The 23,688-nt window shown below is 61.7% G+C and carries 18 protein-coding genes; 5 read left to right on the top strand and 13 right to left on the bottom strand.

Translation table 11 applies throughout. The features are described 5' to 3' along the window. Positions 1–42 precede the first annotated feature (42 nt). On the top strand, positions 43–1,443 hold the full coding sequence (locus ACVWXD_RS25570) for an aminoacyl-tRNA deacylase and HDOD domain-containing protein (RefSeq protein ID WP_181643014.1): 1,401 nt from the start codon (positions 43–45) through the stop codon (positions 1,441–1,443). Between the two features lie 76 nt (positions 1,444–1,519). Here the strand turns inward: ACVWXD_RS25570 and ACVWXD_RS25565 are convergent, their stop codons facing one another. Continuing rightward, positions 1,520–1,894 (bottom strand): helicase, encoded by a 375-nt coding sequence (locus ACVWXD_RS25565; RefSeq protein WP_069077358.1) that lies wholly within the window; start codon positions 1,892–1,894, stop codon positions 1,520–1,522. Positions 1,895–2,168: 274 nt separating this feature from the next. On the opposite strand from ACVWXD_RS25565, the gene ACVWXD_RS25560 reads away from it, so the two are divergent. Continuing rightward, entirely contained in the window at positions 2,169–3,020 is an 852-nt protein-coding gene (locus ACVWXD_RS25560; protein WP_181643015.1) for a hypothetical protein, read from the top strand. Between the two features lie 98 nt (positions 3,021–3,118). Here the strand turns inward: ACVWXD_RS25560 and tagQ are convergent, their stop codons facing one another. From tagQ to tagH, 12 genes are all read right to left on the bottom strand, one after another. Continuing rightward, positions 3,119–4,045, bottom strand: coding sequence for a type VI secretion system-associated lipoprotein TagQ (gene tagQ / locus ACVWXD_RS25555; RefSeq protein ID WP_457371462.1), 927 nt, complete (start codon positions 4,043–4,045; stop codon positions 3,119–3,121). 84 nt (positions 4,046–4,129) lie between these two features. Then, the gene (locus ACVWXD_RS25550) at positions 4,130–5,842 is read right to left on the bottom strand and encodes a formylglycine-generating enzyme family protein (protein WP_032884423.1); all 1,713 of its coding nucleotides are present in this window, start codon (positions 5,840–5,842) and stop codon (positions 4,130–4,132) included. Then, complete coding sequence (locus ACVWXD_RS25545; protein ID WP_457371461.1) at positions 5,835–7,019, bottom strand: ABC transporter permease; 1,185 nt, start codon at positions 7,017–7,019, stop codon at positions 5,835–5,837. Before ACVWXD_RS25545 ends, ACVWXD_RS25550 begins: the two co-directional genes overlap by 8 nt. Next, positions 7,019–7,723, bottom strand: coding sequence for an ABC transporter ATP-binding protein (locus ACVWXD_RS25540; RefSeq protein WP_032884425.1), 705 nt, complete (start codon positions 7,721–7,723; stop codon positions 7,019–7,021). Before ACVWXD_RS25540 ends, ACVWXD_RS25545 begins: the two co-directional genes overlap by 1 nt. Beyond that, complete coding sequence (locus tag ACVWXD_RS25535; RefSeq protein ID WP_457371460.1) at positions 7,723–10,695, bottom strand: serine/threonine-protein kinase; 2,973 nt, start codon at positions 10,693–10,695, stop codon at positions 7,723–7,725. Before ACVWXD_RS25535 ends, ACVWXD_RS25540 begins: the two co-directional genes overlap by 1 nt. Beyond that, on the bottom strand, positions 10,692–11,411 hold the full coding sequence (locus ACVWXD_RS25530) for a PP2C family protein-serine/threonine phosphatase (protein ID WP_032884427.1): 720 nt from the start codon (positions 11,409–11,411) through the stop codon (positions 10,692–10,694). Before ACVWXD_RS25530 ends, ACVWXD_RS25535 begins: the two co-directional genes overlap by 4 nt. Beyond that, entirely contained in the window at positions 11,412–12,065 is a 654-nt protein-coding gene (tagF, locus tag ACVWXD_RS25525; protein WP_095185215.1) for a type VI secretion system-associated protein TagF, read from the bottom strand. Continuing rightward, positions 12,062–15,562: a type VI secretion system membrane subunit TssM gene (gene tssM / locus ACVWXD_RS25520; protein WP_260367014.1), complete on the bottom strand. Its 3,501-nt coding sequence runs from the start codon at positions 15,560–15,562 to the stop codon at positions 12,062–12,064. The genes tagF and tssM overlap by 4 nt, the downstream gene beginning before the upstream one ends. Next, positions 15,559–16,848 carry a DotU family type VI secretion system protein gene (locus ACVWXD_RS25515; protein WP_032884432.1) on the bottom strand — a complete coding sequence of 430 codons (1,290 nt, stop codon included), beginning with the start codon at positions 16,846–16,848 and terminating at the stop codon, positions 15,559–15,561. Before ACVWXD_RS25515 ends, tssM begins: the two co-directional genes overlap by 4 nt. 6 nt (positions 16,849–16,854) lie before the next feature. Continuing rightward, positions 16,855–18,189: a type VI secretion system baseplate subunit TssK gene (gene tssK / locus ACVWXD_RS25510; protein WP_095185217.1), complete on the bottom strand. Its 1,335-nt coding sequence runs from the start codon at positions 18,187–18,189 to the stop codon at positions 16,855–16,857. 18 nt (positions 18,190–18,207) lie between these two features. Next, the gene (tssJ, locus tag ACVWXD_RS25505) at positions 18,208–18,717 is read right to left on the bottom strand and encodes a type VI secretion system lipoprotein TssJ (protein WP_122681905.1); all 510 of its coding nucleotides are present in this window, start codon (positions 18,715–18,717) and stop codon (positions 18,208–18,210) included. Positions 18,718–18,774: 57 nt separating this feature from the next. Further along, positions 18,775–20,106, bottom strand: a complete 1,332-nt coding sequence (gene tagH, locus ACVWXD_RS25500; RefSeq protein WP_179179744.1) for a type VI secretion system-associated FHA domain protein TagH — start codon at positions 20,104–20,106, stop codon at positions 18,775–18,777. Positions 20,107–20,500: 394 nt separating this feature from the next. Here tagH and tssA point away from each other — a divergent pair, with 394 nt between their 5' ends. Genes tssA through tssC form a run of 3 tightly spaced genes read left to right on the top strand, consistent with a single transcriptional unit; the run spans position 20,501 to position 23,580 of the window. Then, positions 20,501–21,520, top strand: a complete 1,020-nt coding sequence (tssA, locus tag ACVWXD_RS25495) for a type VI secretion system protein TssA (protein WP_099601763.1) — start codon at positions 20,501–20,503, stop codon at positions 21,518–21,520. 54 nt (positions 21,521–21,574) lie between these two features. Beyond that, the gene (gene tssB, locus ACVWXD_RS25490; RefSeq protein WP_010207547.1) at positions 21,575–22,081 is read left to right on the top strand and encodes a type VI secretion system contractile sheath small subunit; all 507 of its coding nucleotides are present in this window, start codon (positions 21,575–21,577) and stop codon (positions 22,079–22,081) included. 2 nt (positions 22,082–22,083) lie between these two features. After that, positions 22,084–23,580, top strand: a complete 1,497-nt coding sequence (gene tssC / locus ACVWXD_RS25485; RefSeq protein WP_032884437.1) for a type VI secretion system contractile sheath large subunit — start codon at positions 22,084–22,086, stop codon at positions 23,578–23,580. Positions 23,581–23,688 lie beyond the last annotated feature (108 nt).

Below are 23,688 nucleotides of genomic sequence, written 5' to 3'. Positions count from 1 at the left end.
AGCTGGTTATACTCCGATGACTGTAAGAAATTGGATCAGGCCATGTCAGAAGTTGCCCTCGCCACAGCCCCGCTGACCGCCCCACCGGTCATCCGGGCTCTGCTCGCAAAGCTCGCCATCCCCTACACGGAAGTTGCTGAACACCCTGGCCTGAATCCTGCGCAAAAGGTGCAGGCTGTGCTGCTGGAAGATGCGGTGGGTGCACTGATGGTGCTGTTCCCCCAAAACCAGTTGCTCGACCTCAACCGCCTCGCAGAACTCACCGGTCGCCGCCTCATCGCGGTGTCGCCGGATCGCGTCAAGCGTATGCTGGACAAGCATGAGCTGAGCCTGCTGCCAGGCCTGCCGGCACTCACCAGCTCGCCGTGCCTGTACGAAGGCAGCCTGCTCGACGAGCCGAGCCTGCTGGTGCATTCGGGCGAGCCAGGGCTGCTGCTGGAGATCGCCAGCGATGCGTTCAAGACCATGCTCACCAAAGCCAGCGCTGCAAACTTCGGCGAGCCGCTGAGTAATATCCGACCGAACCTCGACCGCCCCAATGATGACCGAGAGGAAATCACCCAGGCGATGCAGGCGTTCACCGCTCGCCGTATCCAGCAGCGCCTGGAAGCGACTATCGAGATTCCACCACTGGCTGACACCGCGCAGAAGATCATCAAGCTGCGCGTCGACCCTAACGCCACCATCGACGACATCACCGGCGTGGTCGAGACCGACCCGGCCTTGGCGGCCCAAGTAGTCAGTTGGGCCGCGTCGCCGTACTACGCGTCGCCCGGCAAGATCCGTTCAGTAGAAGACGCCATCGTGCGCGTACTGGGTTTCGATCTGGTGATCAACCTGGCACTGGGCTTGGCCCTCGGCAAGACCTTGAGCCTGCCCAAAGACCACCCTCACCAGGCCACGCCGTACTGGCACCAGTCGATCTACACCGCCGCCGTGATCGAAGGCCTGACCCGTGCCATGCCCCGCGCACAGCGCCCGGAAGCAGGCCTGACCTACCTGGCCGGCCTGCTGCATAACTTCGGTTACCTGCTGTTGGCCCACGTGTTCCCGCCGCACTTCTCGCTGATCTGCCGCCACCTGGAGGTCAACCCGCACCTGTGCCACAGCTACGTGGAGCAACATTTGCTGGGCATCAGTCGCGAGCAGATCGGTGCCTGGTTAATGCGCTACTGGGACATGCCGGACGAACTGTCCACCGCCCTGCGCTTTCAGCACGACCCAACCTACGACGGCCAATATGCCGAATACCCGAATCTGGTTTGCCTGGCCGTGCGCCTATTGCGCAGCCGAGGGATTGGTTCTGGGCCGGATGAGGCGATCCCGGATGCGTTGCTGGAGCGCCTGGGGTTGAGCCGTGACAAGGCTGAAGAAGTGGTGGGCAAGGTGCTGGATGCAGAAGTGCTGTTGCGTGAGTTGGCGTCCCAGTTCACTCAAAACTGAATCTGTCGCCTCTCAGATAGCTATCGGGGGCGGTGCGACTTGCCCCCGATGAATCCAACTTGGTTTCCCTGAACGCCTACTTCTTTTTCTTCGGCTTCAAATACTTGGTCAACCCCTGGAACCAGATCACCAGCGCCGGGTTGCCCTTGATCTGGATCGACTTGTCCTGAATCCCCGTCATGAACGCCAGTTGCTTGTTCTTTGCCTGCAGCGTGGCGAAGCCGTACGCGGCATCTTTAAACGCAATGGCGAACGCCGGCGCAGGATGAACCCCTGAGCGGCTGGTAATACGTTGGTCTTTGACGATGAAGTGACGGGCAACCTTGCCGTCGAGGGTCTGCAACTGGAACGCCAGGTCTTTATCACCCAACTGTTGCTGGAAGGCGGGATTGGTTCGGCTGGCTTTGCCCATCATCAGGCCCAGCACCCAGAGGAGAAGACGAAATTTCATAAATGCACAGCCTCGGAATAATAAGGACTGGCGCAGTTTAGCGATTCGCCGGGAGAACGCCACTTCGTCATAGCAGAGTGGACAACTCAACACGCCTCTTAAGTGCTGACTAATGAGTCACTTTAAACGCTACACACCTGACGTGCTCACTAACGGAATAATAAGTATTCGAAATCAATATAAAAGACTGTGAATCCTAACAGTATTTAAAAGACCTGCTGAAAGCCAAGATTATCACCCCTACATCTGTCTATATTGAAACAGGACCCGCGCCATGAAGCCCGAACAAAATGCACGCGTCAAAGAGATAGAATTTCATATAAAGCTCGGCGAAATAGATCACACAATTGTCATTTCCCCAAGCATAACCTTGAAAAATGGAAAACTATTAATTAATGGCTCCAGATTGGTATTGGGTGGCGGCCCAGCAGGTGGACTGCATACTTTTGAAGCAAGAATTACCGATGGCTTGAGCCCAGGAAACTACAGTTTGGATAATGGATCAAACAATCTCGTAGATCTAGTTTACATAGCACCAAAGACTAACATATTGAACTCGTTCCACTCAGAGAGCGGCTCATTTTATCTGAACACAACTGCTACTATTGAACGCATTGACGCTACGTTCAACTGTGTGGCGAAAAACGTAAATCCCCTGATCACGGAAGAAGCGTACCTAAGTCTAGGTAAAATAGCGTTCCATCAGCCGCTTGAAGTTACAACAACCGGCGAGCTGACGGGAACTATTGAACCTGGCAACTCCAGTTTTACGCCAAAGACTTTTTCCATGAAGTTCGTCGAGGTACCCGACCACCCTGGCTTCCTTACGCTTGATGCAGCGGTAGGTAACCAGCTCCTGTTAGTTTATATCCCTAAAGCAAAACTTGGCGACGGCACCACGCAAACGCTACCCATCAATAAGGACGAAAGTGGGAAGTCCGCGCTATCAACCCTACTTTATGGTGATGTATATCATGCAGAGTCAGGTGAAATCACATTCAACTACAACGAGCGCACCCAAACGCTCACCGGTGATATTATTTTCCAAGCCACGGGAACTAACGCAATCCCAACAAAGATAACGTTTTCCAGTAAGGCTTTCAAAGTCACTGGCTTAGACGTTTAAACAGAATGCAACATCAATAAGTCAGCCTGAATACCGGCCGCCACCACTGTTAAGTGAGGCGGCCGTTTTCAATGCTCAGCGTAACCTAAGGCTGTGACTTAAACGTTAGGGCAAGGCACCGGCGCCCAGTCGGCCAGGTTTGGATCGCGGCAAGTGCCTTCGATCTGCGCTTTACCGGCGCTGGCGACCTTCTTGCTCTCATCTTGCTTGGTCTGGGCAGTCTGGAAGGTTTTTTCGGTGCTCACTGCTTCTGTTGGGACGGTTGGAAGAGGCGGCTTCTTCGGCGGTTTAGTACCTGTACCTTTCTTCTTGCCCGGTGTCACAACGGGTTTTGAATCGGCCTGGGCCACGGTGACCACGTCGGCACGCTGTACGCCAACCTGCTGCAGGTCTTTCTCGTAAGCCTGGGTGTAGTTGTTCAGGTCTTCGCTGGCCTTGCCGTTGACTGCAACGATCAGGTCATTGGATTCCTTCAAGCCCGAGACGATTTCCGCCAGGCGCTTGCGGCCTTCGGTGTCGTTGACGGTCTTGGCCTTACGGTCAGCCACCAGCTTGGTGAACGCGCTCTGATAGCACTGTTGCGACGCTTTGGCATACGCGGTGCTGCGGTCGATGTCGGAGGCGCTTTTGTTTACGTCAGCCGCATACGAAGCAATGCGCTGGTTGTCGTCGGCGATCTGCTTCTGACGCTCGGTGTAGTAACCCGCCGCGCCGCCGGCGAGGGCGCCGCCCGCTGCGCCAATGGCAGCATTACGGCCGCGCTTTTCGGAGTCGCCGGTCAGGGCGCCCAGCAGTGCACCGCCGGCCGCGCCGATGGCCGCGCCGGTGACAACCGACTTGGTCATGTTCGAATCGGTGGCGCGCAAGTGCTGCACCGGCTCGTAGCAGTTGGGGTAGTACTCGACCTTGGTGCTGGACGCCACCTTGGAGGCCGGCGATGTGGCGCAGCCTGTCAGCACGGTGGTGAAGCCAGCGGCAATCAGCAACAGGTGACGCTTGGAAACCGCCTTACGGGAAAAAAGCATAGGTTGTGTTCTCTTCTAAGTTTGACTTGCCCAGCGCGGCAACTGCCGCCTGAGTCCCTTCCAAGCTCGCTATACAGCCAACGATCAAGACCGCTGACCGCTCGCTGCGAGCAATTCCTTCAAGATCGTCGCCGGGTCAGCCCGCTGTTGTTTGCGGTAGTTGCCGACATGGCGGACGAACAGTGTCGCGCGCGTCACCAGGCTCTTGCCGAGCACTGGCTTGCGATCCAACTCTTCCTTGATCCTTTGAAACTGCGCCTGGATCACCGCATCGGTGTAGCGCGTGCCCGTCGCCAAGTTGTCGATGTAAATCGCGACCGCGCCGTCGAGGGCGCTACGGCCGTTGGCAATGGCCATATCAAACAGCTTCGCGCTGGCCTCATCCTTATTGTCCAGAGACTGTTGGCGGCTCTTCTGCAGGTTGGCCAGGCGGATGTTGTAGTTGCTGATGGTCTCAGCCACCAATGCAGCCGACTGAATCAGGTTGCCCGCCGCTTCTTCGCGTTGCTGGGCGATCAGCGAGACGTTGCGCTTGAGCTCTTCGTTGACCAGCCCCAATTCGGCTTGCAGCTTGGGGTCGACGCTGGCGGCGATGATGCTGTCCAAGCGTTTGGTCGGGTCTTGGGCGTCATCGATGGCGTCGGTCAGCGCGGCCAGGCGCCCTTCCTTTTGCCACTGCGCAAACAACTCCTTGTAACGTGAACGCGGGGCCGACAACGCACCAATCGCCACGCGGAAACCGGTGGTTTCATTGCTTTGCTCGGTGCCGTCGGCGGCGAAAAGCGGGTATTCGCGGCGCATGCCGGTGAACAGCGTGCCCTCGCCTTCCAGGTAGTTGCCGCCCTTGACCACAAAGCCGCCGTAAGTGCCCTGGCGTCGACCGGCATGGACCAATTGGAAAGACTCCTGGACCATTTCCGCCGCGTTGCCGATCACGTCGAACATGCCAATTGGGTTGGGTAATTTGGTGCCAATGGGCATCAGGCGCGCCGCCTGGCCAGTACCGCCAGCAACTTGGTTGAACACGGCGTAATCACCCAGAGGGCCATCGCTTTCGCTGCCTTCAGTGCGACGAGGAAACAGGCGCCCTTCCAGATCCTGACGGCTCACCGCCTGGCCACCGCGTGCGGCAAACTCCCACTCCACTTCAGTGGGCAAGCGCACAAAGCCAAGGCCGCCGTCTTCCGCCGACGAACCGCGCCCGCTCACCGGTAGCAAGTCGCGGTGGTACTTCATCAGCCAGGCGCTGTACACCGCAGAGAAACGCTCGGCCTCAAACCGCGACAGTTTCACCTTGGGCAAACGCCCGGCCATACCGGTCGGCGCATCGCAGGCCGGCGCCGGCTCGCCACTGGCCAGGGACTGCGCCTGGGCCATCACTTGGGCGTATTGGCGAGCGGTCACTTCATACTTGCCGATGAAGTACAGCATCGGCTTGAGTGGGGTCTTGGCGTCTGTCTTCGGCATCAACGGCGCGATGACTTTGTTCCAGTCTTTCGGCAAATCCTTGAGGGTGAACTGGCCGTTGATAAAGTCGCGGCGATAGCCGGAAATAAACGACTGCTGGTAACCGGCCTCGCCTTCGGCGAAGGGGTAGCCGAGGCTGATTTCGCGGTCATCCAGCGTGCCTTGGGCCAGCACGTAGGCGTAGCGGAACACCATGTTGCCCTCGCATGGCAGCGGCAGGCTCACGTCATCCGGCAACGGTTTGGGGTTGTCCAGTTTATCGCTTGCTTCATCGGCCCAGGCCATCGAGGCCAGGCTCAGCGCCACGACGGCGCCCAGTAACTTATACATCTCTGATTCCTTCAGAAGCCTGGATACGCGCCACTCGCCAGCCACCACACGCCGCCGCCACGGCGCTGACGCCGAGGACTGCAACCAGGGCCAGGCCGTAATGACGCGCCAGCAGATGACTGGCGTACTCGCCCGGCACCTGCGCAAATAATTTGTTCAACGCTGCTTCGGCCAAGCCATACAGCCCGGCGCTGAGCAAGGCCGCAAACCCTGCGCTATACAGCGCCTGCACCACTACAAACAACAACAGCCCGCCGGTGGAAAACCCCAACAGGCGCAGCACTGACAATTCCCGTCGCTTGCGCGCCACGGCAGCCAAGGCCCCAGCGAAGATCGCCGCAAACGCCCCCGCCAACGCCAGCCCGGCGATAACCCAGAATACGATCGACAGGTTGCGGCTCAACGACTGCACCTGGGCGATGGTGTTCGCCTGGGTCGATACCAACACGTTCTGCCCAGCGAAATACACCCGCAAGGTTTCTACATCAGTGAGATTGCGCGCGTACAGGCGAAACGCCGGGTACACCCGCTGCTCACCCACCGCCACCTCTTCGCCCGTCCATCCCAACGCCGTGACGGCGCGACCATCGCGGTAATCTTCCGCCGCTTCCAGCAGGGCCAGATCGGCGAACAAAGCGTCCCGCGCGAAGGCTTCCAGCGGCAGTACCGCAACCACCTGTACCTTTGTGCGCTGCTCCTCGACACGTCCTGCTACCTGGCGGGCAAAGCGGGTTTCCAATAGATCCCCAGGCCGCGCTGCAAGCTTCTCGGCAGCGGTGTGGCTCAGCACGATCTGGTTCAGGCCATGCGGCAGCACCAGCGCACCCAACAACGGATCACCCGGCGCTGTGGGCAGCATCTCCAACGTCAGCGCGCCCACCTGCGCCGTCGCCGCAATCTGCCGCGTACGCGGTATGGCAAACGCCACATCGGGGCGCTGGGCAAGCTGCTCAATCAATGCGCTGCTGAATCGACCACCGCCCAACGGAATAATTTCACGGGTGGCCGGGTCGGTCTGTAAACGTTCGGTCAAACTGCTAACCAGTCCAAATTTCAGGCCGAATAACACCAGCAACGGCGCGATCACCGCCACCAATGCCAGCACCGAACAGGCCGACAGCCACGTGTCGTTGCGGTAATCCTGCCAGGCCAGGGAAGCGATCAAGGGGATGCGCATCAGCACGCCTCCCCAAGGGTGGCGGTGACGCCACCGTCAGCATCGCGGCGGCAACTGATACGCCGAATCTGCAAGCCACTGGCACGGGCCAGAGGTTCGTCATGGGTGGCGATCACACAGGCGGCGCGGTGCTCATGGGCCTGGGCCAACAGGGCGTGCATCACGCGCTCGGCATTCAGCGGGTCAAGGGACGCGGTCGGCTCATCCGCCAGCACCAGTTGCGGTGCATGGGCCAGGGCTCGGGCGCAGCTCACGCGCTGGCGCTGGCCCACCGACAGCGCCGAGGGTTTCTTCGCCAACTGGTCACTGATTTCCAACTGCTCGGCCAGGCGCGCCACACTGCCATCGTCTTTCAAGCCCAGCAGTTGCCGGGACAGGGCGATGTTGCCGCGCACATCGAGAAAGCCAAGCAGGCCACCGGTTTGCAGCACGTAGCCCAAGTGCTGGCTGCGCAACTGCGCCAGCCGCGATTGCTGATCCGCACGCCACAGACTGCCAATGTCGATCGCATTAAATTCGAAGTGCCCCACCTGATCCGGCGCCAGGACCAACGCCAGCAAATCCAGCAAGGTGCTCTTGCCGCAACCGCTGGGCCCAACAATCGCCACTTGCTCACCCGCGCGCAGCGCCAGCGCCGGGATCACCAGGCTATAGCGCTGGCTACCGACGCCCCGGCTCTTGTGCACCGCGCTCAGGGTCAGCATTACGGCAGCGTCGACAACGGCACGCGGTACAACGCATCGCCCGGCTCGGCATCGCCGAAACGGACCCAGTTGGCCACGTCGTTATGGAAGGTTTCGTAGAGGCGGATTTTCGAATCCAGCTCGTCGATAAAGTCTTCCTGCTCGGCCACGCTCAACGACAACCACAAGTCCTGGGTCATGTTCAGCGACTTGCTGCGGTACGGCAGGCCTTCCAGGTATTCGCCGAGAATGCCGCCATCGGCCAAGTTGCCGCCCTTGCGCAGGGCTTGCGGGTCGCGGCTCATGTAGGCAGAGGCGCTGGCAATTTCCTGGAAGAAATCCTTGGGTGACGTCTGGGTCTTGCGCGCCGCGTCGACGATCAGTTTCAGCGACTGCTGCAAATCGTTGAGCTGCAACTTGGTCAGCATCACGCACACCTGGAACGCCGGCAGCGCCGGGTTGGTCAGGTCGCGATCGGCAGTCCAGGCGCTAACCAGCTGCGGCGCCTGGCTCGCGGTTTTGCGGCCGAGGAAGTCCATGTGCATGGCGTAACCAACGGCGGCAGATTTATCCGCCAAGGTCGGTGCCGAACTGAGCAGCGGGACCGGTTGCGGCGTGTTGCTGCGCACTTGATGCACCAGGTTGGCGAATACGCTGCCGATCTCATCGACGCGCTCACCCAACTTGCGCACATCACCACCGGGCACCGGTGTATACAAGTCGCCGATCTGCGGGTTGGCGTCGGCGGTGAGGATGCGGTACTGGCTCTCGGCGCCAGCGTGGGTTTTCTTGCCGGCGTCGGTGCGCAGGTGCAGAGCGTAAATCTTGATCTGCTTGCCCAGCGCGGCTTGGCGCACTTCGGCTTCGTTCATCTGGGTGGCGGCGAACGGGTCGTTCTTGCGCAGCGCGCCAGCATCGGTGACCAGCAGAATGATGCGCCCGCCATAACCGGACCAGTCCATGCCGTCCACAGCCTGCATCACCCCGGCAAACGCGTCTTCGTTGAACGAATGGCTGGAAACGCTGGACGCTTTGACTTGCCGCGCCATGTCGAGGAAGCGTTGTGGATCACGCCCCTGGTCGAGGCTGATCAGGGTTTTGGCCACGTATTCCAGGCCAGGGGTTTTCTTGATGCTGCTGCGAAAACCGACCATACCGAAGCTGACGCTATCGAGTTCGCCGCGTTCGGCGATGCGGGTTTGCAGCTCATGAACCACGTCACGGATCTGGTCGATATACGGCTGCATCGACACGGTGGTATCCACTACCAGCACCACCGCAGTGCGGAAGGCATCGGCATTGGCGTTGATCACCGGCGTGGCGGGCTTGGCCACGGCGCTGCTGCCGGGGTCGATGGAAGCGACATTGAGCAACTGCACCGGCTGACCGTTTTCGTCGAAGCTCTCTTTGGAGTCAAAGATCGGCAACAGGTAAAACTGGTTCTGCGGCACGGCGCTGGCCGTCGGTTCCAGGGCAAGAATTTGCCCGTTGTCTTCGCTGTTTTTCTGCGCTTTGGCCAGCGCGCTCTTGGCGGCGGCCGGGTCGGCGAGCAGCTTTTCCACTTCCCCCGATTGCCGCAGGAACATCACCGGCGCACGGCCCGAGCGCTCGGTGAACTTGAGCACCAGGCTTTGTTTCCAGTCGCTGACTTGCGAGGCCGGCAACCAACCGTCGCTGCGCCCATCGGTGGCGGTGCCGACGCGTACCCACGGTTGACCCTCAATGTCTTTGCGTTGGTACACGTAAAGCACCGAGAACGCCGGCAGCGCCTTGCCAGCCGCGCTGCCTGCCTCATCCGAAAGCTTCGCGCCCGGCTTGCTGAGGACGCGCTGGAACAGGGTTTTCTTGCCCGCCATCAACAGCGGACGTTGACCGCCATCCGCCTCAACCACTGCCGCTGCAGGTGTTGCTGGGGGTGTTGCTGCGGGGACTACGGCGGCCGGTGGTTTGGCCGGTTCATCATCGCCACTCAGCCACCAATAGGAAGCGCTGCCAATCGCCAGGGCAACCGCCACAGCCACCGCTGCCAGCGCCAACACAGGCCCCCGACGCTGCTCGCTGTGCTGCGTCGGCGGCACCACCGGTTGGCGCACTGGCTCGGGTTTGGCTGTCGGGATTTCGATGGACTCCGGCGTGATACCCGCCAGGTCAAAACTCACCGGGATCGGGAGTGGTCGCACCAGCGTGGCTTCCGGCGAATCCGCCGGCAGTTGGTCCAGGGCCAGCAGCAACGCCGCTGCATCCGGGAACCGCTCGGCCGGATCCTTGGCCAACAACTTACGCAACACGCCCTGATAACGACCGTGGTGCACCGGCAATTCCGGCAACGGCTCGGTCAGGTGCGCCAGCGCGGTGGAGAGCGCGTCGGTGCCGCTATACGGCAGCTTGCCGACGAGAATTTCATAGAGCACCACGCCCAACGCATACAGGTCGGCGCGCCCGTCAATCTCCTGGCCCCGCGCCTGTTCCGGGCTCATGTAGCTCGGCGTACCAACGGCGAAACCGGCCTGAGTGAACTGGGTGCGATCGTCCAGGGACTTGGCGATGCCAAAGTCCGAGAGCACCGCCGTACCGTCAGCGCGGAACAGGATGTTCGCCGGCTTGACGTCCCGGTGTACCAATCCTTGAGCGTGGGCATACCCCAGCGCCGAAGCGATCTGGCGGATCAATGTCACGCCCTGTTCCGGCGTCATACCCGCGGCGATACGCTCCTTGAGCGTACCGTTGGGCAGGAACTCCATGGCCATGTAATACAGCTCACCGACATTGCCGATGTCATGGATGGTCACCGTATGCGGGTGCGACAGGCGCGCCAGGGTCTTGCCCTCGCGCAGAAAGCGCTCGCAGAAGCTCGGGTCGGCTGCCAATGCCGCCGCCATCACCTTCAATGCCACCTTGCGCTCCAGCGAGCGCTGGGTCGCCAGGTACACGCTGGCCATGGCGCCTTCGCCGATCTCGCCCTCGATGTCGTAGCCAGGAATCACAATGTTCATGCCGATACCTTCACAACGATGGCGGTGATGTTGTCCGGCGCGCCGCGATTGAGCCCCAGGTGCACCAGGCTGCGCACGATTTCATCCGGCGCGTCGTGGCTGAGCACTTCGCGAATTTCATGGTCTTCGACGGTCTTGTTCAGGCCATCGCTGCACAGCAGGTAGCTGTCGCCGGGGGCGATCAACAGGTCGACCACCGCCACTTCAAGCTGGGCTTCCACGCCAATGGCGCGAGTGACGATATTGGCGCGCGGATGCACGCGAGCGTCGGCTTCGCTGAGCAGGCCGCTGTCTTGCAGGTCTTGCACGTAGCTGTGGTCGCGGGAAATACCTTCGAGCACGCCATCGCGCAGGCGGTACAGGCGACTGTCACCAGCCCACAGGCATACACCGCGCAAGCCACGCGTGGCGAGTACGACCACGGTGCTGCCCATCATGGTCACGCCACGATTGGCGGTTTCTTCGCGCACGGCGGCGTTGATGCGGATCAGGTCATTGCGCAGGGCCGCCGAGTATTCGTCCAGGGAGCGGCCCAACGGCACACTGCGCAGGCTGTCGACGATAAGGCTGCTGACATAGTCCCCTGCCGCATGCCCGCCCATGCCATCGGCCACCACCCACAGGCGGTTTTCCGGCAGGTCCAGGCACGCGTCTTCGTTAACTTGGCGCACCATGCCCACATGGCTTTTGCTCGCGGATTTGTACGTCGCCCCCATCTACACCACACCTTCTTGTCCGAGCAAAAACTGCGCAAAATCACCGGCGGCAGGTAAGCCCTGACACCGTAATAAACCAGGGGAAATACGTTCCGAGCCTCGGCCCCACCACAGACTTGCGCCTTCGCAGGCCTGTTCGGCGAGCGCGGTCATGCGCCCATGGGGCACGGTGGCGGACACCCTTTGCAGGCCCGCGAAACGGCTATCGACCGCGCGCGGCTCACTGGCTGGAAAGCCGAGGGTATCGAGGCCATCGTTGAAGCTTTCAAAGGTCGCGCCGGTGTCCAGCGTGCTGAGCAAGAGCTCTTCGGCATGCTCGAACCACGTGTCCGGCCCGCCTACCAATGAGGCGGGATTGGTGTCGTGATCAAGCAAGGCCACCACCGCCAACGGAAAATAGCGCCCGACCCGATCGATACTCGGCATCACCACACCCGCCGCCGCATCCGGCCCGCACACGCCCGGCGCCAGTACAAAACGCCAAAGCGGACTGACCAGGTAAACGTTGAGCCAATCACCGCCCAGGCTGTTCTGGCTGGCCAGCAAACCCGCGGCCAGCCAACTGTCCCACGGACCGACAAAACTCTGGGGCAAGGCGCGGCTGACAAAATCCCCGCGACTGGCCAACTTGCCGTAGAAACCCAGTGTCGTCATAGCCGCTCCGGCAGGCTGAAGCCACTGAGCACGCGGCTCTTGAACGGGTTGAAAGCACTGTTGGCGCGCAACTCGTAGGCGATGCTCGCGCCGTCGACCCGCAGCCGCAGGTTGAAGCGGTCCGGCGAGTTGCCAGCGGTGAGGTCAGATTGCTCCAACAGGCGGAACCACGCCCAAGGGCCGTCAAGTGTCACGCCCGAACGGCCGCTGGCCGATGGCGGCATGATGGAAATGCGCACCACGCCAATGCTGCCGGGGTTCGGCCATTGCATCGCCACCGGGCGGCTTGGACCGTGGTCGTAGCTCAGCTGCTGGCCGTCGAGGTCGAGCAGGAACTGGGTGATGGTCGGGTCCATCGACACCGGTTTGAGTTCGAAGCGGACGATGGGCTGCGTGCCCCCGGAGCGGAAAAACGCATCGCGAATCGTCGCGGCGCGCTGGAAGGTTTGCAGCACACCCGGTGCGATCCCCAGCTTCTGCGCCGCGCCCGGCTGCCAGCGCCAAGTCTGCGCGGACGTGTCCACATACGGCTGCAGGTATTTGCGGAAGTAGTTATCCATCACCCCGCCCACACCAAAGAACTGCCCGAAGTCATCCAGCGTGGCGTCCCGCGCACTGCCCGGCGACATCGGATAACGCCCTGCCAGGGACTGGCGATACACGTTGACCACTTCGCTGACCCATGCCGCGTTCAGTTGGTTACGCACCCCGCCCATCATGCTGTTGGTGGTGGAGTTGACCACCGACTTGACCATGCCCTGCACCAGCGGCGGCTGGCGTTCGGCGTTCAGGCTGACCCGCGTGGCAGCAGCGGCCGCCTGGTTCTTCGCCTCACCGAGCAACGCGTCGCCACTGGCACCGACCATGGCGCTGACCTGCACATACAGCGCGTTCATGTCCGACAACAAGCCATCAATAGCGGCTGGCTCGCCTTCATTTTTACTGACGATGCTGTTGAGTTCAGCAAAGTGCGCGGTGACCGGATCATCCGCTGCCGCCGGCGCATTGGCCGTCGGTTGCTCCTGGCCGAGCAGGCTGCCGAGGCGCTCCTTGAGCTTGTCGACGCTGCCTTCCACCGGCACGCCTTTGGCGGCCAATTGGCGCTCTTCAGTTTGCAGATCGGTTTCCTTGGCCACCGCCACCAGCAGCTTTTTCAGCGGTGAAGTCGGCCCGGAAATTACCCGCAGGACATCGGCCGCCTGGGCCACGCTGGTGATCGGCACAAAGTCGATGTCGGCGAGCAAGGCATCCCACTGGCGCTGGTAGTCCTGGAAGTACAGGCGACGCACATCGGCGGCGAGGCTGACCACGTTCTGCTGATCGGCCTGCTCGCGGCCCAACACCCACTGCTCTTCAGCCAAGGTGCCGGTCTGGTTCAGGCTGCTCAGCAGGAATGCCTGGCGATAGCCCTTGGCGGTGAAAAAACCACTCAACGGCTCGCCCAACGGCTTGCCGCTTTTACGGCTGAACACCAGCGCGGCATCTCGGCCAGCGGCTTCGTTGATACGGAAGTCCGGGATGCCTTCAGGCAGTTTCTGGCGTTTGACCCGGTCGTAGACGCGCTGGGCCACCGGCAGCTGTTGCAACTGGCGACGCAGGTCATCAATCAAGCGCGGATCGAGGCGTGCGCTCGGAGGGTGACGATCAAACAGCGCCTGCAAGTGCCCGGTCAGCGCCTGGCGCTGATCGGCCGGCAGGTCGCGCGGCAGGTTGCGGTCCCAATCGAGGGCGATCCAGGCCTTGATGAAGTCCGGGTCGTAATGCTCGCTGTCGGCGAGCATCAGGTAGGCCTTGAGGCCTTCGTAGAGGAAATCGGAATTGCCACCGCCGTGCAGCTGCTCCTCGATGCGCGTCACCAAGCGTGGCGCGAAGACCGCGATCAACAACTTGCGGTACACGCTGGCGGATTCGGCTTCGAGCATGTCGCCCTGATACAAGCCAAGACCTTCGGACCAGCTCGGCGAGTCGCCCGCGAGGTTCTTCACCGCGTTGAGCAACGGCAGCACGGCGAGGACTTCACGCTGCGCCGGGCTTAGGTTCTGCACCGTCTGGCCCAACGGCGCGACCTTTTGGTCGACCTGAGCGATATACGCCTGGTTGGCGCGATAACTCACCCACCACAGGCCGCTGACCACCACCACCAACGCCACGGTGGCCGCCAGCACGCCGCGCGCAATCCACTTGCGCCGCCGCTCGACCTTCGGGTTCACCCCCACCAAGCCACGCTCGGCAAACGCCACCGCGGTGAAGAGTTTTTCGATGAAGTAACTGCGCCCGGTGCCGCTCTGCCGTGCCAGGTGCTGGCGGTCCAGGTTCATGCTCTGGGCCATGGCGCCGATCAGGCGGTCAATCGGGCTGCCTTCTTGGGTACCGCTGGTGAAATACACACCGCGCAGCAACACGCGCTCTTCAAAGGCGTTGGGTTTGAACACGCCTTCGAGGAAGCTTTGCAGGCAATCCTTCAACGCGCCGAACTGCTGCGGGAAGCCGTAGATCAGGTCGCGCCGCGCCGGGTCGCGCTCCTGTTGCAGACGCTCAACCAAACGCTCATTGAGGCGCTGCTCCAGACCCGCGAATTCGCTTTGCAGATGGGCCAGAGGGCTGTCGCTGTTTTTACCGTCGTCCAGGGCAAAGGTCATGCCCCACACCTGGGCGCGCTCTTCCTTGCTCAGGTTGTCGAAGTACTCCATGAAACCCGGCACCAGGTCGAGCTTGGTCAGCATCAGGTAGATCGGGAAACGCACGCCCAATTGGGTGTACAGCTCCTGGATGCGCAGGCGAATCGCGGCAGCATGGGCAGCGCGCTCGGCATCAGTGCCGAGCAGCAAATCCGAGAGGCTGATGGCGATAAATGCGCCGTCGATAGGGCGGCGTGAACGCTGCTTTTTCAGCAGGTCAAGGAAGCCCAGCCACGCGGCTTTATCCACCGTGGAGTTGCTGTCCTGAGTGGTGTAGCGGCCAGCGGTGTCGAGCAATACTGCTTGATCGGTGAACCACCAATCGCAGTTGCGCGTACCGCCGACGCCACGCACCGCACCGGCGCCCAACTGCGCAGCCAACGGGAAGTGCAAACCGGAATTGACCAGCGCGGTGGTCTTGCCCGAACCCGGCGGGCCGATGATCACGTACCACGGCAGCTCATAGAGATTGCGGCGCTCGTCACCGCCGAGCTTGGCTTTTTTCAGCAGCGCCAGGGCTTCGTCCATGCGCTGGCGCAGGGTGGTGAGCTCTTCGGCAGTGGCCACGCTGTTGGGGTCGGCCGGGGTTTCGGCAGCCAGGCTGCGCATCACTTCGGCCGCTTGGCGCCGCGCCTGGATGATGCGGAACACGCGGTAGGCGATCCACACCGCGAACACCAGGATGATCAGCGCCCAACGGCGCCCTTCCGGCACCAGCACGTCGAGCAACGGCCCGACAAACCAGATGATCAGGCTCAAGGCGATCAGGCCCAGCAGCGGGATCACCCAGCGAATCATAAAACTGAAAAACGCCTTCACTCGACGCCCTCCGCCAATACGGTGATTTCAACCCGACGATTGCGGGCGCGGCCTTCGGCTGTGCTGTTGGTGGCCAACGGCTCGGTGTCGCTTCTGCCCTCGGCACTGAAGCGATCCGCTTGGCCAGTCTTGGCCGCGAGGATTTCCAGCACCGACTTGGCCCGTGCTTCGGACAGCGCCCAGTTGGACGGGAAGCGCAGCGTGGCAATCGGACGATTGTCGCTGTGGCCGGTCACGCGCACCTGGCCCTTCACTTTGCGAATGGCATCGGCGATGCGCAGCATCAGCGGCTGGTAGTCATCGACAATGCTGGAGCTGGCCGATGCGAACAGTTCATCGCCACGAATGGTGACCACGGAACGGTCGACTTTATCTTCAACGGCAACGCGACCGGCCTTGATGTCTTCAGCCAGGAACCCCGCCAAACGCGGCCGCTCGATGACTTTAGGCTGCGCCACCGGACGGTCGATGGCCTGCACCGGGATCTCGCCCAGGGCATGGATATTCTTGAACACCGGCTCCGCCTGCGACGCCAGGAGCATGCGCAAGGTGAACAGCAACGCCAACAACAGCGCCACGCCAATGGCTACGGCGATCCACGGCGGCATGAACTGCGCCAGGCGATCACGGGCCACGGTCACACCACGCCAGTGCGGCGACAGCTCGCGCTCATGCTCGCCACGAGCACTGCGAATCGCCGCAGCGGTGCGCTCGCGCAGGGCTTCCAACTGGCTGCGACCGTCGTTCATCACGCGGTAGCGGCCTTCGAAACCCAGGCACATGCACAGGTACAACAGCTCCAGCAGGTACAGACGTTCCCGTGGGCTTTGCAGGCAGTGGTCGAGCAACTGGAAGACTTTTTCGCCGCCCCAGGCTTCGTTGTGCACAGTGATCAGCAGGCTTTGCTTACCCCAATCGCTGGTGCTGCCCCACGGCGTGCTCAATACGGCTTCATCCAGGGCGGTACACAGCGCATAACGGGCCAGCAGCACTTCGTTGCGCGCCACGCCGGCGGCTTCGGCGCGCTCTTCGAACTGACGCAGGTAGGCCAGCAACTGCGCACGCAGGCTGGCTGGCGCGGGGTGGGCGATGGTGTTGCGCAGGCGCGTCAGCAAAGCCAGCAGCGGGCCGGCGGCGCTTTCCAGCGGGTTGAGGCCCTGGCTTTTGCCGGTGAGCATCGGTGCTGCCGGCATCGACAGCGGAGCCGGCTCTGCGCGCACAGGTTCAGGCGCGCGGCCACCTGGGCGGGGCATGAACTGGGTGCGGTCGTCATCATTGGGATGCATCGCGGATTATCCTCGGATCGCCCAGAAGGCCAAGTTCAAGCCCGGGAACTGCCCGGCGATATGGAAGGCAAAGCCGCCGGAGTTGCTTAGTTGCTGCCAATGCTCACTGCCCCGGTCCAGCTCGTAATAAGTGCTGCCCGCGTGGTACGGCAGTTGGCGCGGCGCCACCGGCAACGGCACCAGGCCAATGCCCGGCAGTTGCAGGTTGACCATGTCGCGGATGTGCTCCACCGCACCGACCTTGCTCTGCTGGCCGAAGCGGCCGCGCAGGGTTTCGCCAGGCACATCGGCACGCACCACCAGGATGAAACTGGCGTTGTCGAGCAGGGTTTTGTCGGCGAGCATCGCCACGTGGATGCCGTAGGCTTTCTCGACAATCGGGATCGGCGTGGCCTTGCTATCGATCAACATCGACAGCGCTTCACGCAGAGCCGCCATCACCGGGGCGTAGCTCAGGGCCAAGTCATCGTGCTGGTACTGCGGGTATTCCTGGGGACGACGACCCGAGGTGGAAAAGGTCGAGAACTCACCGGCCAGGCTCACCAGTTCGCTGAAGAAGCGCTCCGGATGCAGTGGGCTCAACTGGCTGAAATGCTGGATAAGCGGTTGGGCGCGGTTGACCAATTGCAGCAGCATGAAGTCAGCAATCTCCGACGCACCACCGGCGCCCGAGGCGACCACGCGGCCGGCCAGGGCTTCGCCGCGCTGGTGCAACAGGCCCAGCAGTTCGCTGCGAAACGCGGTCAGCGGCTTGCTCGCGGCCACGTCCAGTACCGGAGGGATGTAGGTATCGTCGAGCACCAGGGCACGGTCTGCACGTTTTTCCTTGATACGCACCAGGCCGATGGCGGCGTAATCGCTGATGCCATCCTGGGCAGTGAGCAGGCGCAGGGCACGGGACCCCACGGCCACGGGCGCACGGTTTTCGAACGGGGCGTTGTCGTCGCGCACTTCGCGCACCTGGCTCACGTAACGTGCGGCTTCCAGCGCTTCACCTTCGTCAACCGTGTCCCGCGCACCCGCGCGTTTGAGCGGCAAGGCCAGGTAGACCAGGCCATCGCGCAGGTTGTCGTCGATGTTCAGCGGGCTTGGTGCCAGGTCGTCCTGGGGGATATTGAACGGCGTGCCGTCGGGCAAAAGGCCACGCGCCGAGACGATGGCCAGCTTGCCCTGGGCCAGCAGGCCCTGGTCGATCAGCAACTCGGAAAAGCCCCAGGCACCAGCGGCCAACGGGCGGCTGCGGGCGTCGATCAGGTTTTCCAGGTAACGGTCATGCTGCTGAAAGTGCTGCGTTCCGATGAACATGCCTTCCGACCAGACCACGCGATTGTTCCAGGACATGGGGGCTCCGATTGCTTGTTATTGGGCAGGGCTGGATGGGGAAACCACGACGTCGGCGCGCACGGCACGCACATCGAGGCTGATCTGGTATTCGGTGTACTGGCGCGCCGGCACGTTGATCACCGTGCGCCATTGCGCGCGGTCCAACTCGCGGTAACCCACCAGCAAGCCGATCTGGCGCGTGGACGGGTCGAGATCGCGCTGGATACTCAGTTGCTGGCCGGGCTGGACCATCACTTCGTCTTGGTCCAGCAGGTCCAGGCCGAGGGTAGATTGGGCGCGGTCCGCCAGGGCGAAGTAGTCGGAGCGGCCGAAGGTGGCGGCGTTTTTCAGCTCGAAAATGCGCACCCGAACCGGCGCGGCCTGGCCGTTGGGGCCGGGGTTAAGCCCGGAAATCGCATGGAAGTGCAACTCGACCGCAGCAGTATCCGCTTGCTCCTCGGCCGCCGCTTCGGGTTTGACGGCGTCATTGGCACACGCCGTCAGCAGCAGCGCGGTGGCGACTGCGAGTAAAAACCTGGGAATCATCCTGCGTCCTCAATGACGTACTTAGCTATCCGTTGATCCATTGTTGCGGCGCCGCGATTAGCGACGCTGTCGTGCGCTGTGTTCTTCGTAGGCTCGGCTGAATTCGCGGCCGAACAGGTCCTGGAAGTCTTCCTGGGCCTCGCGGGAAATATTGCTGTAGAGCTCGGTGAACTGCTGCCAGTACTGGGCCTGGCGCGAGCCGTTGAAAATGCTCGATAGCCCGCCGGGCTTGCCCATGCGTTCCTCCAGCTGGGCCGGTTCGAAGCGCGTGAGCAGGTGTTTGATTGCGGCTTCCACCCCGGCCATCACGGCCAACTGATGGGCACGCAAGTCGTCGAAACTGTCCCGCACGGCAAGGTCCGGCGCCATAAACGCTTGGTTTCCATGACGAAGCAAAAGCAGTAACGCTTCCTCGGCATTCGGGGCAAATTTCAACGGATTGTTTTCAGCAGGCTGGATCATCGTCTGCTGCATGCGGAATTCGCCCTTGAGGCTGGCGCGTGCGCGCAACACATCGATCAAGCCTTCGACCATCAGCCGGTAGCTGCGGCCGATGCTTTCCATCTGGGCTTCTGCTTGGGCTTTGTCCAGACGCAACTGGTCGAGGCCAGCGCCGCGCAGGAAGGCTTGCAAGAGGTCGGGTTGTTGGCTGTCGGCCACGGGGAGCATAGGCTCGACCACGGGTGGCGGCGGGATGATCGGCGCGCTTGGAGGTGGGGGTGGCGGCGCGCTGACCAACGGCGCTGGCGCGTCGCCGAACAAGTCCCAGTCTTCAGGAATCACCGAGCCCGACACTGGGGGCGCTTCGACCACCGGTACAGCCACAGGTGTCGGCGGACGGAAGTCGTGTTGTTCGCAGGGCACGTGGTCCGGCACGGTCGGCGGCGGCACGGCGGTGGGGCTGAGGAAGTCGAACAAGTCCGGCAAGGTGTCCATCGACGAGGCGCCCTGAAACTGCGGCGCAATTACTGGGGTCGCCAGCGGAGCGTTCACCACGGCCCCCATCAGTGCTTCAAAGCTATTCGGCGATTCACCGGCAAACGGCTGGCTATCGGCGACCTGAACGTTGAAGTCGATACGCGCTTGAATCTCGTAATCGCCGATGCGGATCAGCTCGCCATTTTGCAGCAGCTCGCTATTACCCCGGCGCATGCGAACACCGGCGTTAACCAACTCCACACCGTTTGTGCTGTTATCGGTTAAATAATAACGGCCATCTTTGTATTGAATTACGCAATGTTGTGAAGACACCAGCCGCTCAGGATCAGGCAATACCCAGTCATTATCCGAACTGCGGCCGATCGCCATCGAGCCCTGGTTCATGGACTTTTCGGCGCACTGCCCTGGGGTAATCTTGTGATAACTAGTGATAGTCAAACACAGCGACATCTTGCCTCCTTGCTGATACTTCGCGCGCGAGCGATTCACGGGACAGAGAATCCCGCGAGTTCCCCATCAGATCGTGCCTCCGACCGTCTACAACCGGCCGATGCCAGCATGATCGCTGATCTTAACTGGGCTCTATGACAAAAATCCTGTCCCGGTGCGCCGTTCGACCCGCCAGTCGCGCAGGTTGTTAAGCACCGCACATCTGTCACAGAGGGCGAATAGCTTACCTTGACAAGCCCTAACTACTACACCAAAAATGCACAACTTCTTGAACACCAATGATGGCACATTAGTAGCACCGTGCTTATATGACCAAGAAAACATGCAAAGTTCCTCGCGCAACTAATGCATGAATTGCCCGCCATATAACGGGCTGATAGGGAGATCAATTTCAGTGGATGTGCCGTTGCTGCTCACCGCCGTTTCCGCGACTTCGCCTTGTGGCGAAGACATGGAATATGACGCGCAATTTCTCCAACTGGAGCGTGATGCCAAGGGCCAGCCTGAGCGCAGCATGGGTGATTCCATCCTGCCCGCCGAGCCGCCGGACTGGCGCAGCATCCAGCAGCAGAGCCTCGACCTGCTGCAGCGCAGCAAAGACCTGCGCATCACCCATTTCCTCCTGCAAAGTTCCCTCGCCCTCCAGGGTGTGGCCGGGCTGGCCGACGTTCTGAAACTGATCGACGCCCTGTTGCGCGAATACTGGTCCGACCTGCACCCGCGCCTGGATGCCGACGACGACAACGACCCGACCGTGCGCATCAACGCCCTGTCTGGCCTGACCAGTGACGCGACCATTCGCCTGCTGCGCGAAAGCATCCTCACGCGCTCGCGCACCTTCGGCCCCGTGAGCCTGCGCGCCGCGCTGAATGCCAGCGGCCTGATGAATTTCCCCGACGAACAGCTCGGCGCCCAGCAACTGAACGCCGCGTTCCTCGACAGCGACCCCGAACACCTGCAAGCCACCCGCGACGCCTTGAGCGCCGCGCGTGCGGCTTGCGAAGCCATCGAGCAGCAGGTCAGCGACCAGGTCGGTTCAGCCCAAGGCGTGGACCTGACCCTCTTGAAACAACCGCTCAAGCAGGCGCTGCAAGTGCTTAATCAAGCGGTTCCAGACACCCAAGGCAGCAGCGAACCCGAGGCCGTCAGTGACGACAATGCCCCCTCGGTCGAGTACGCCGCTGCCCCTGCGGCATCGCGCCCGGCCGGCGATATCGCCAGCCGCGATGATGTACTGCGCAGCCTGGACAAGATCCTTGCGTACTACACCCGTCACGAGCCTTCGAGCCCGCTGCCGGTGCTGTTGAACCGAGCGAAGAATCTGGTGCATGCCGACTTTGCCGCGATCGTGCGCAATCTGATTCCCGATGGCATGTCCCAATTTGAAAACCTGCGTGGGCCGGACGGCGAGTAAGCCGCCCGACTGCGCAGTAACAACACCGTCGCTCAAGCGACCAGGAGCAGCAACGTGGCGAAGCAAAGTTCTCAGAAATTCATCGCGCGCAACCGCGCGCCTCGGGTGCAGATCGAGTACGACGTCGAGCTCTACGGCGCCGAGAAAAAGGTCCAGCTGCCCTTCGTGATGGGTGTGATGGCCGACCTCGCCGGCAAACCTGCCGAGCCTCTGGCGCCAGTGGCTGATCGCAAGTTCCTTGAAGTGGACGTCGACAACTTCGACTCGCGCCTCAAGGCCATGCAGCCGCGCGTAGCGTTCCACGTACCGAACGAATTGACCGGCGAAGGCAACCTGAGCCTGGATATCACGTTCGAAAGCATGGACGACTTCAGCCCGGCCGCCGTGGCGCGCAAAGTCGACTCGCTGAACCAGTTGCTCGAAGCCCGCACCCAGCTGGCCAACCTGCTGACCTACATGGACGGCAAGACCGGCGCTGAAGAAATCATCATGAAGGCAATCAAGGACCCGGCACTGCTTCAGGCACTTGCCAGCGCGCCTAAGCCTGCAGGGGACCAATAATCATGACTGACAATACCGCCCGCGAAGGCAGCCAGATCCTGGGTGCCACCGAAGAAGCCAGCGAGTTCGCCAACCTGCTGCTGCAAGAGTTCAAACCCAAGACCGAGCGTGCCCGCGAAGCCGTGGAAACCGCTGTGCGCACCTTGGCCGAACAGGCTCTGGCGCAAACAGACCTGGTGTCCAACGACGCGATCAAGTCGATCGAATCGATCATCGCCGCCATCGACGCCAAGCTCACCGCCCAGGTCAATCAGATCATCCACCATCAGGACTTCCAGCAGCTGGAAAGCGCCTGGCGTGGCTTGCACTACCTGGTCAACAACACCGAGAGCGATGAGCAGCTCAAGATCCGCGTGCTCAACATCTCCAAGCCGGACCTGCACAAGACCCTGAAGAAATTCAAGGGCACCGCGTGGGACCAGAGCCCGATCTTCAAGAAAATGTACGAAGAAGAATACGGCCAGTTCGGCGGCGAACCGTATGGTTGCCTGGTCGGCGACTACTACTTCGATCAGTCGCCTCCGGACGTCGAGTTGCTGGGCGAGCTGTCGAAAGTCTGCGCGGCCATGCACTCCCCGTTCATCGCTGCGGCCTCGCCGACCGTGATGGGCATGGGCTCGTGGCAGGAACTGTCGAACCCGCGCGACCTGACCAAGATCTTCACCACCCCGGAATACGCCGGCTGGCGCTCGCTGCGTGAATCGGAAGATTCGCGCTACATCGGCCTGACCATGCCGCGCTTCCTGGCGCGTCTGCCGTATGGCGCCAAGACCGACCCGGTCGAAGCTTTCGCCTTCGAAGAAAATACCGACGGCGCCGACAGCTCCAAGTACACCTGGGCCAACGCCGCATACGCGATGGCGGTGAACATCAACCGTTCGTTCAAGCACTACGGCTGGTGCTCACGCATCCGTGGCGTGGAGTCCGGTGGTGAAGTGGAAAACCTGCCGGCCCACACGTTCCCTACCGACGACGGTGGTGTGGACATGAAGTGCCCGACCGAAATCGCCATCAGCGACCGCCGTGAAGCGGAGCTGGCGAAGAACGGTTTCATGCCGCTGCTGCACAAGAAAAACACCGACTTCGCCGCGTTCATCGGCGCTCAGTCGTTGCAGAAACCGGCCGAATACGACGACCCGGACGCCACCGCCAACGCCAACCTGGCCGCGCGCCTGCCGTACCTGTTCGCCACCTGCCGTTTCGCGCATTACTTGAAGTGCATCGTGCGCGACAAAATCGGTTCCTTCAAAGAGAAGGACGAGATGCAGCGCTGGTTGCAGGACTGGATCCTCAACTACGTCGACGGTGACCCGGCGCACTCCACCGAAACCACCAAGGCCCAGCACCCATTGGCTGCCGCCGAAGTGATCGTGGAAGACGTCGAAGGCAATCCGGGGTACTACAACTCCAAGTTCTACCTGCGCCCGCACTACCAGCTCGAAGGGCTGACCGTGTCGCTGCGCCTGGTATCGAAACTGCCTTCGGCGAAAAGCGCCTAACCCACGGATGAGCTGGCTCTTCTGTGGGAGGGGGCTTGCCCCCGATAGCATCACTGGGGTGTGACTGACACACCAAGGTGCCTGCATCGGGGGCAAGCCCCCTCCCAC

It is taken from the genome of Pseudomonas sp. TE3911 (assembly GCF_054062775.1).
Note: the sequence above shows the minus strand (reverse complement) of the source record. Positions and strands in the feature narration are given on the sequence as shown.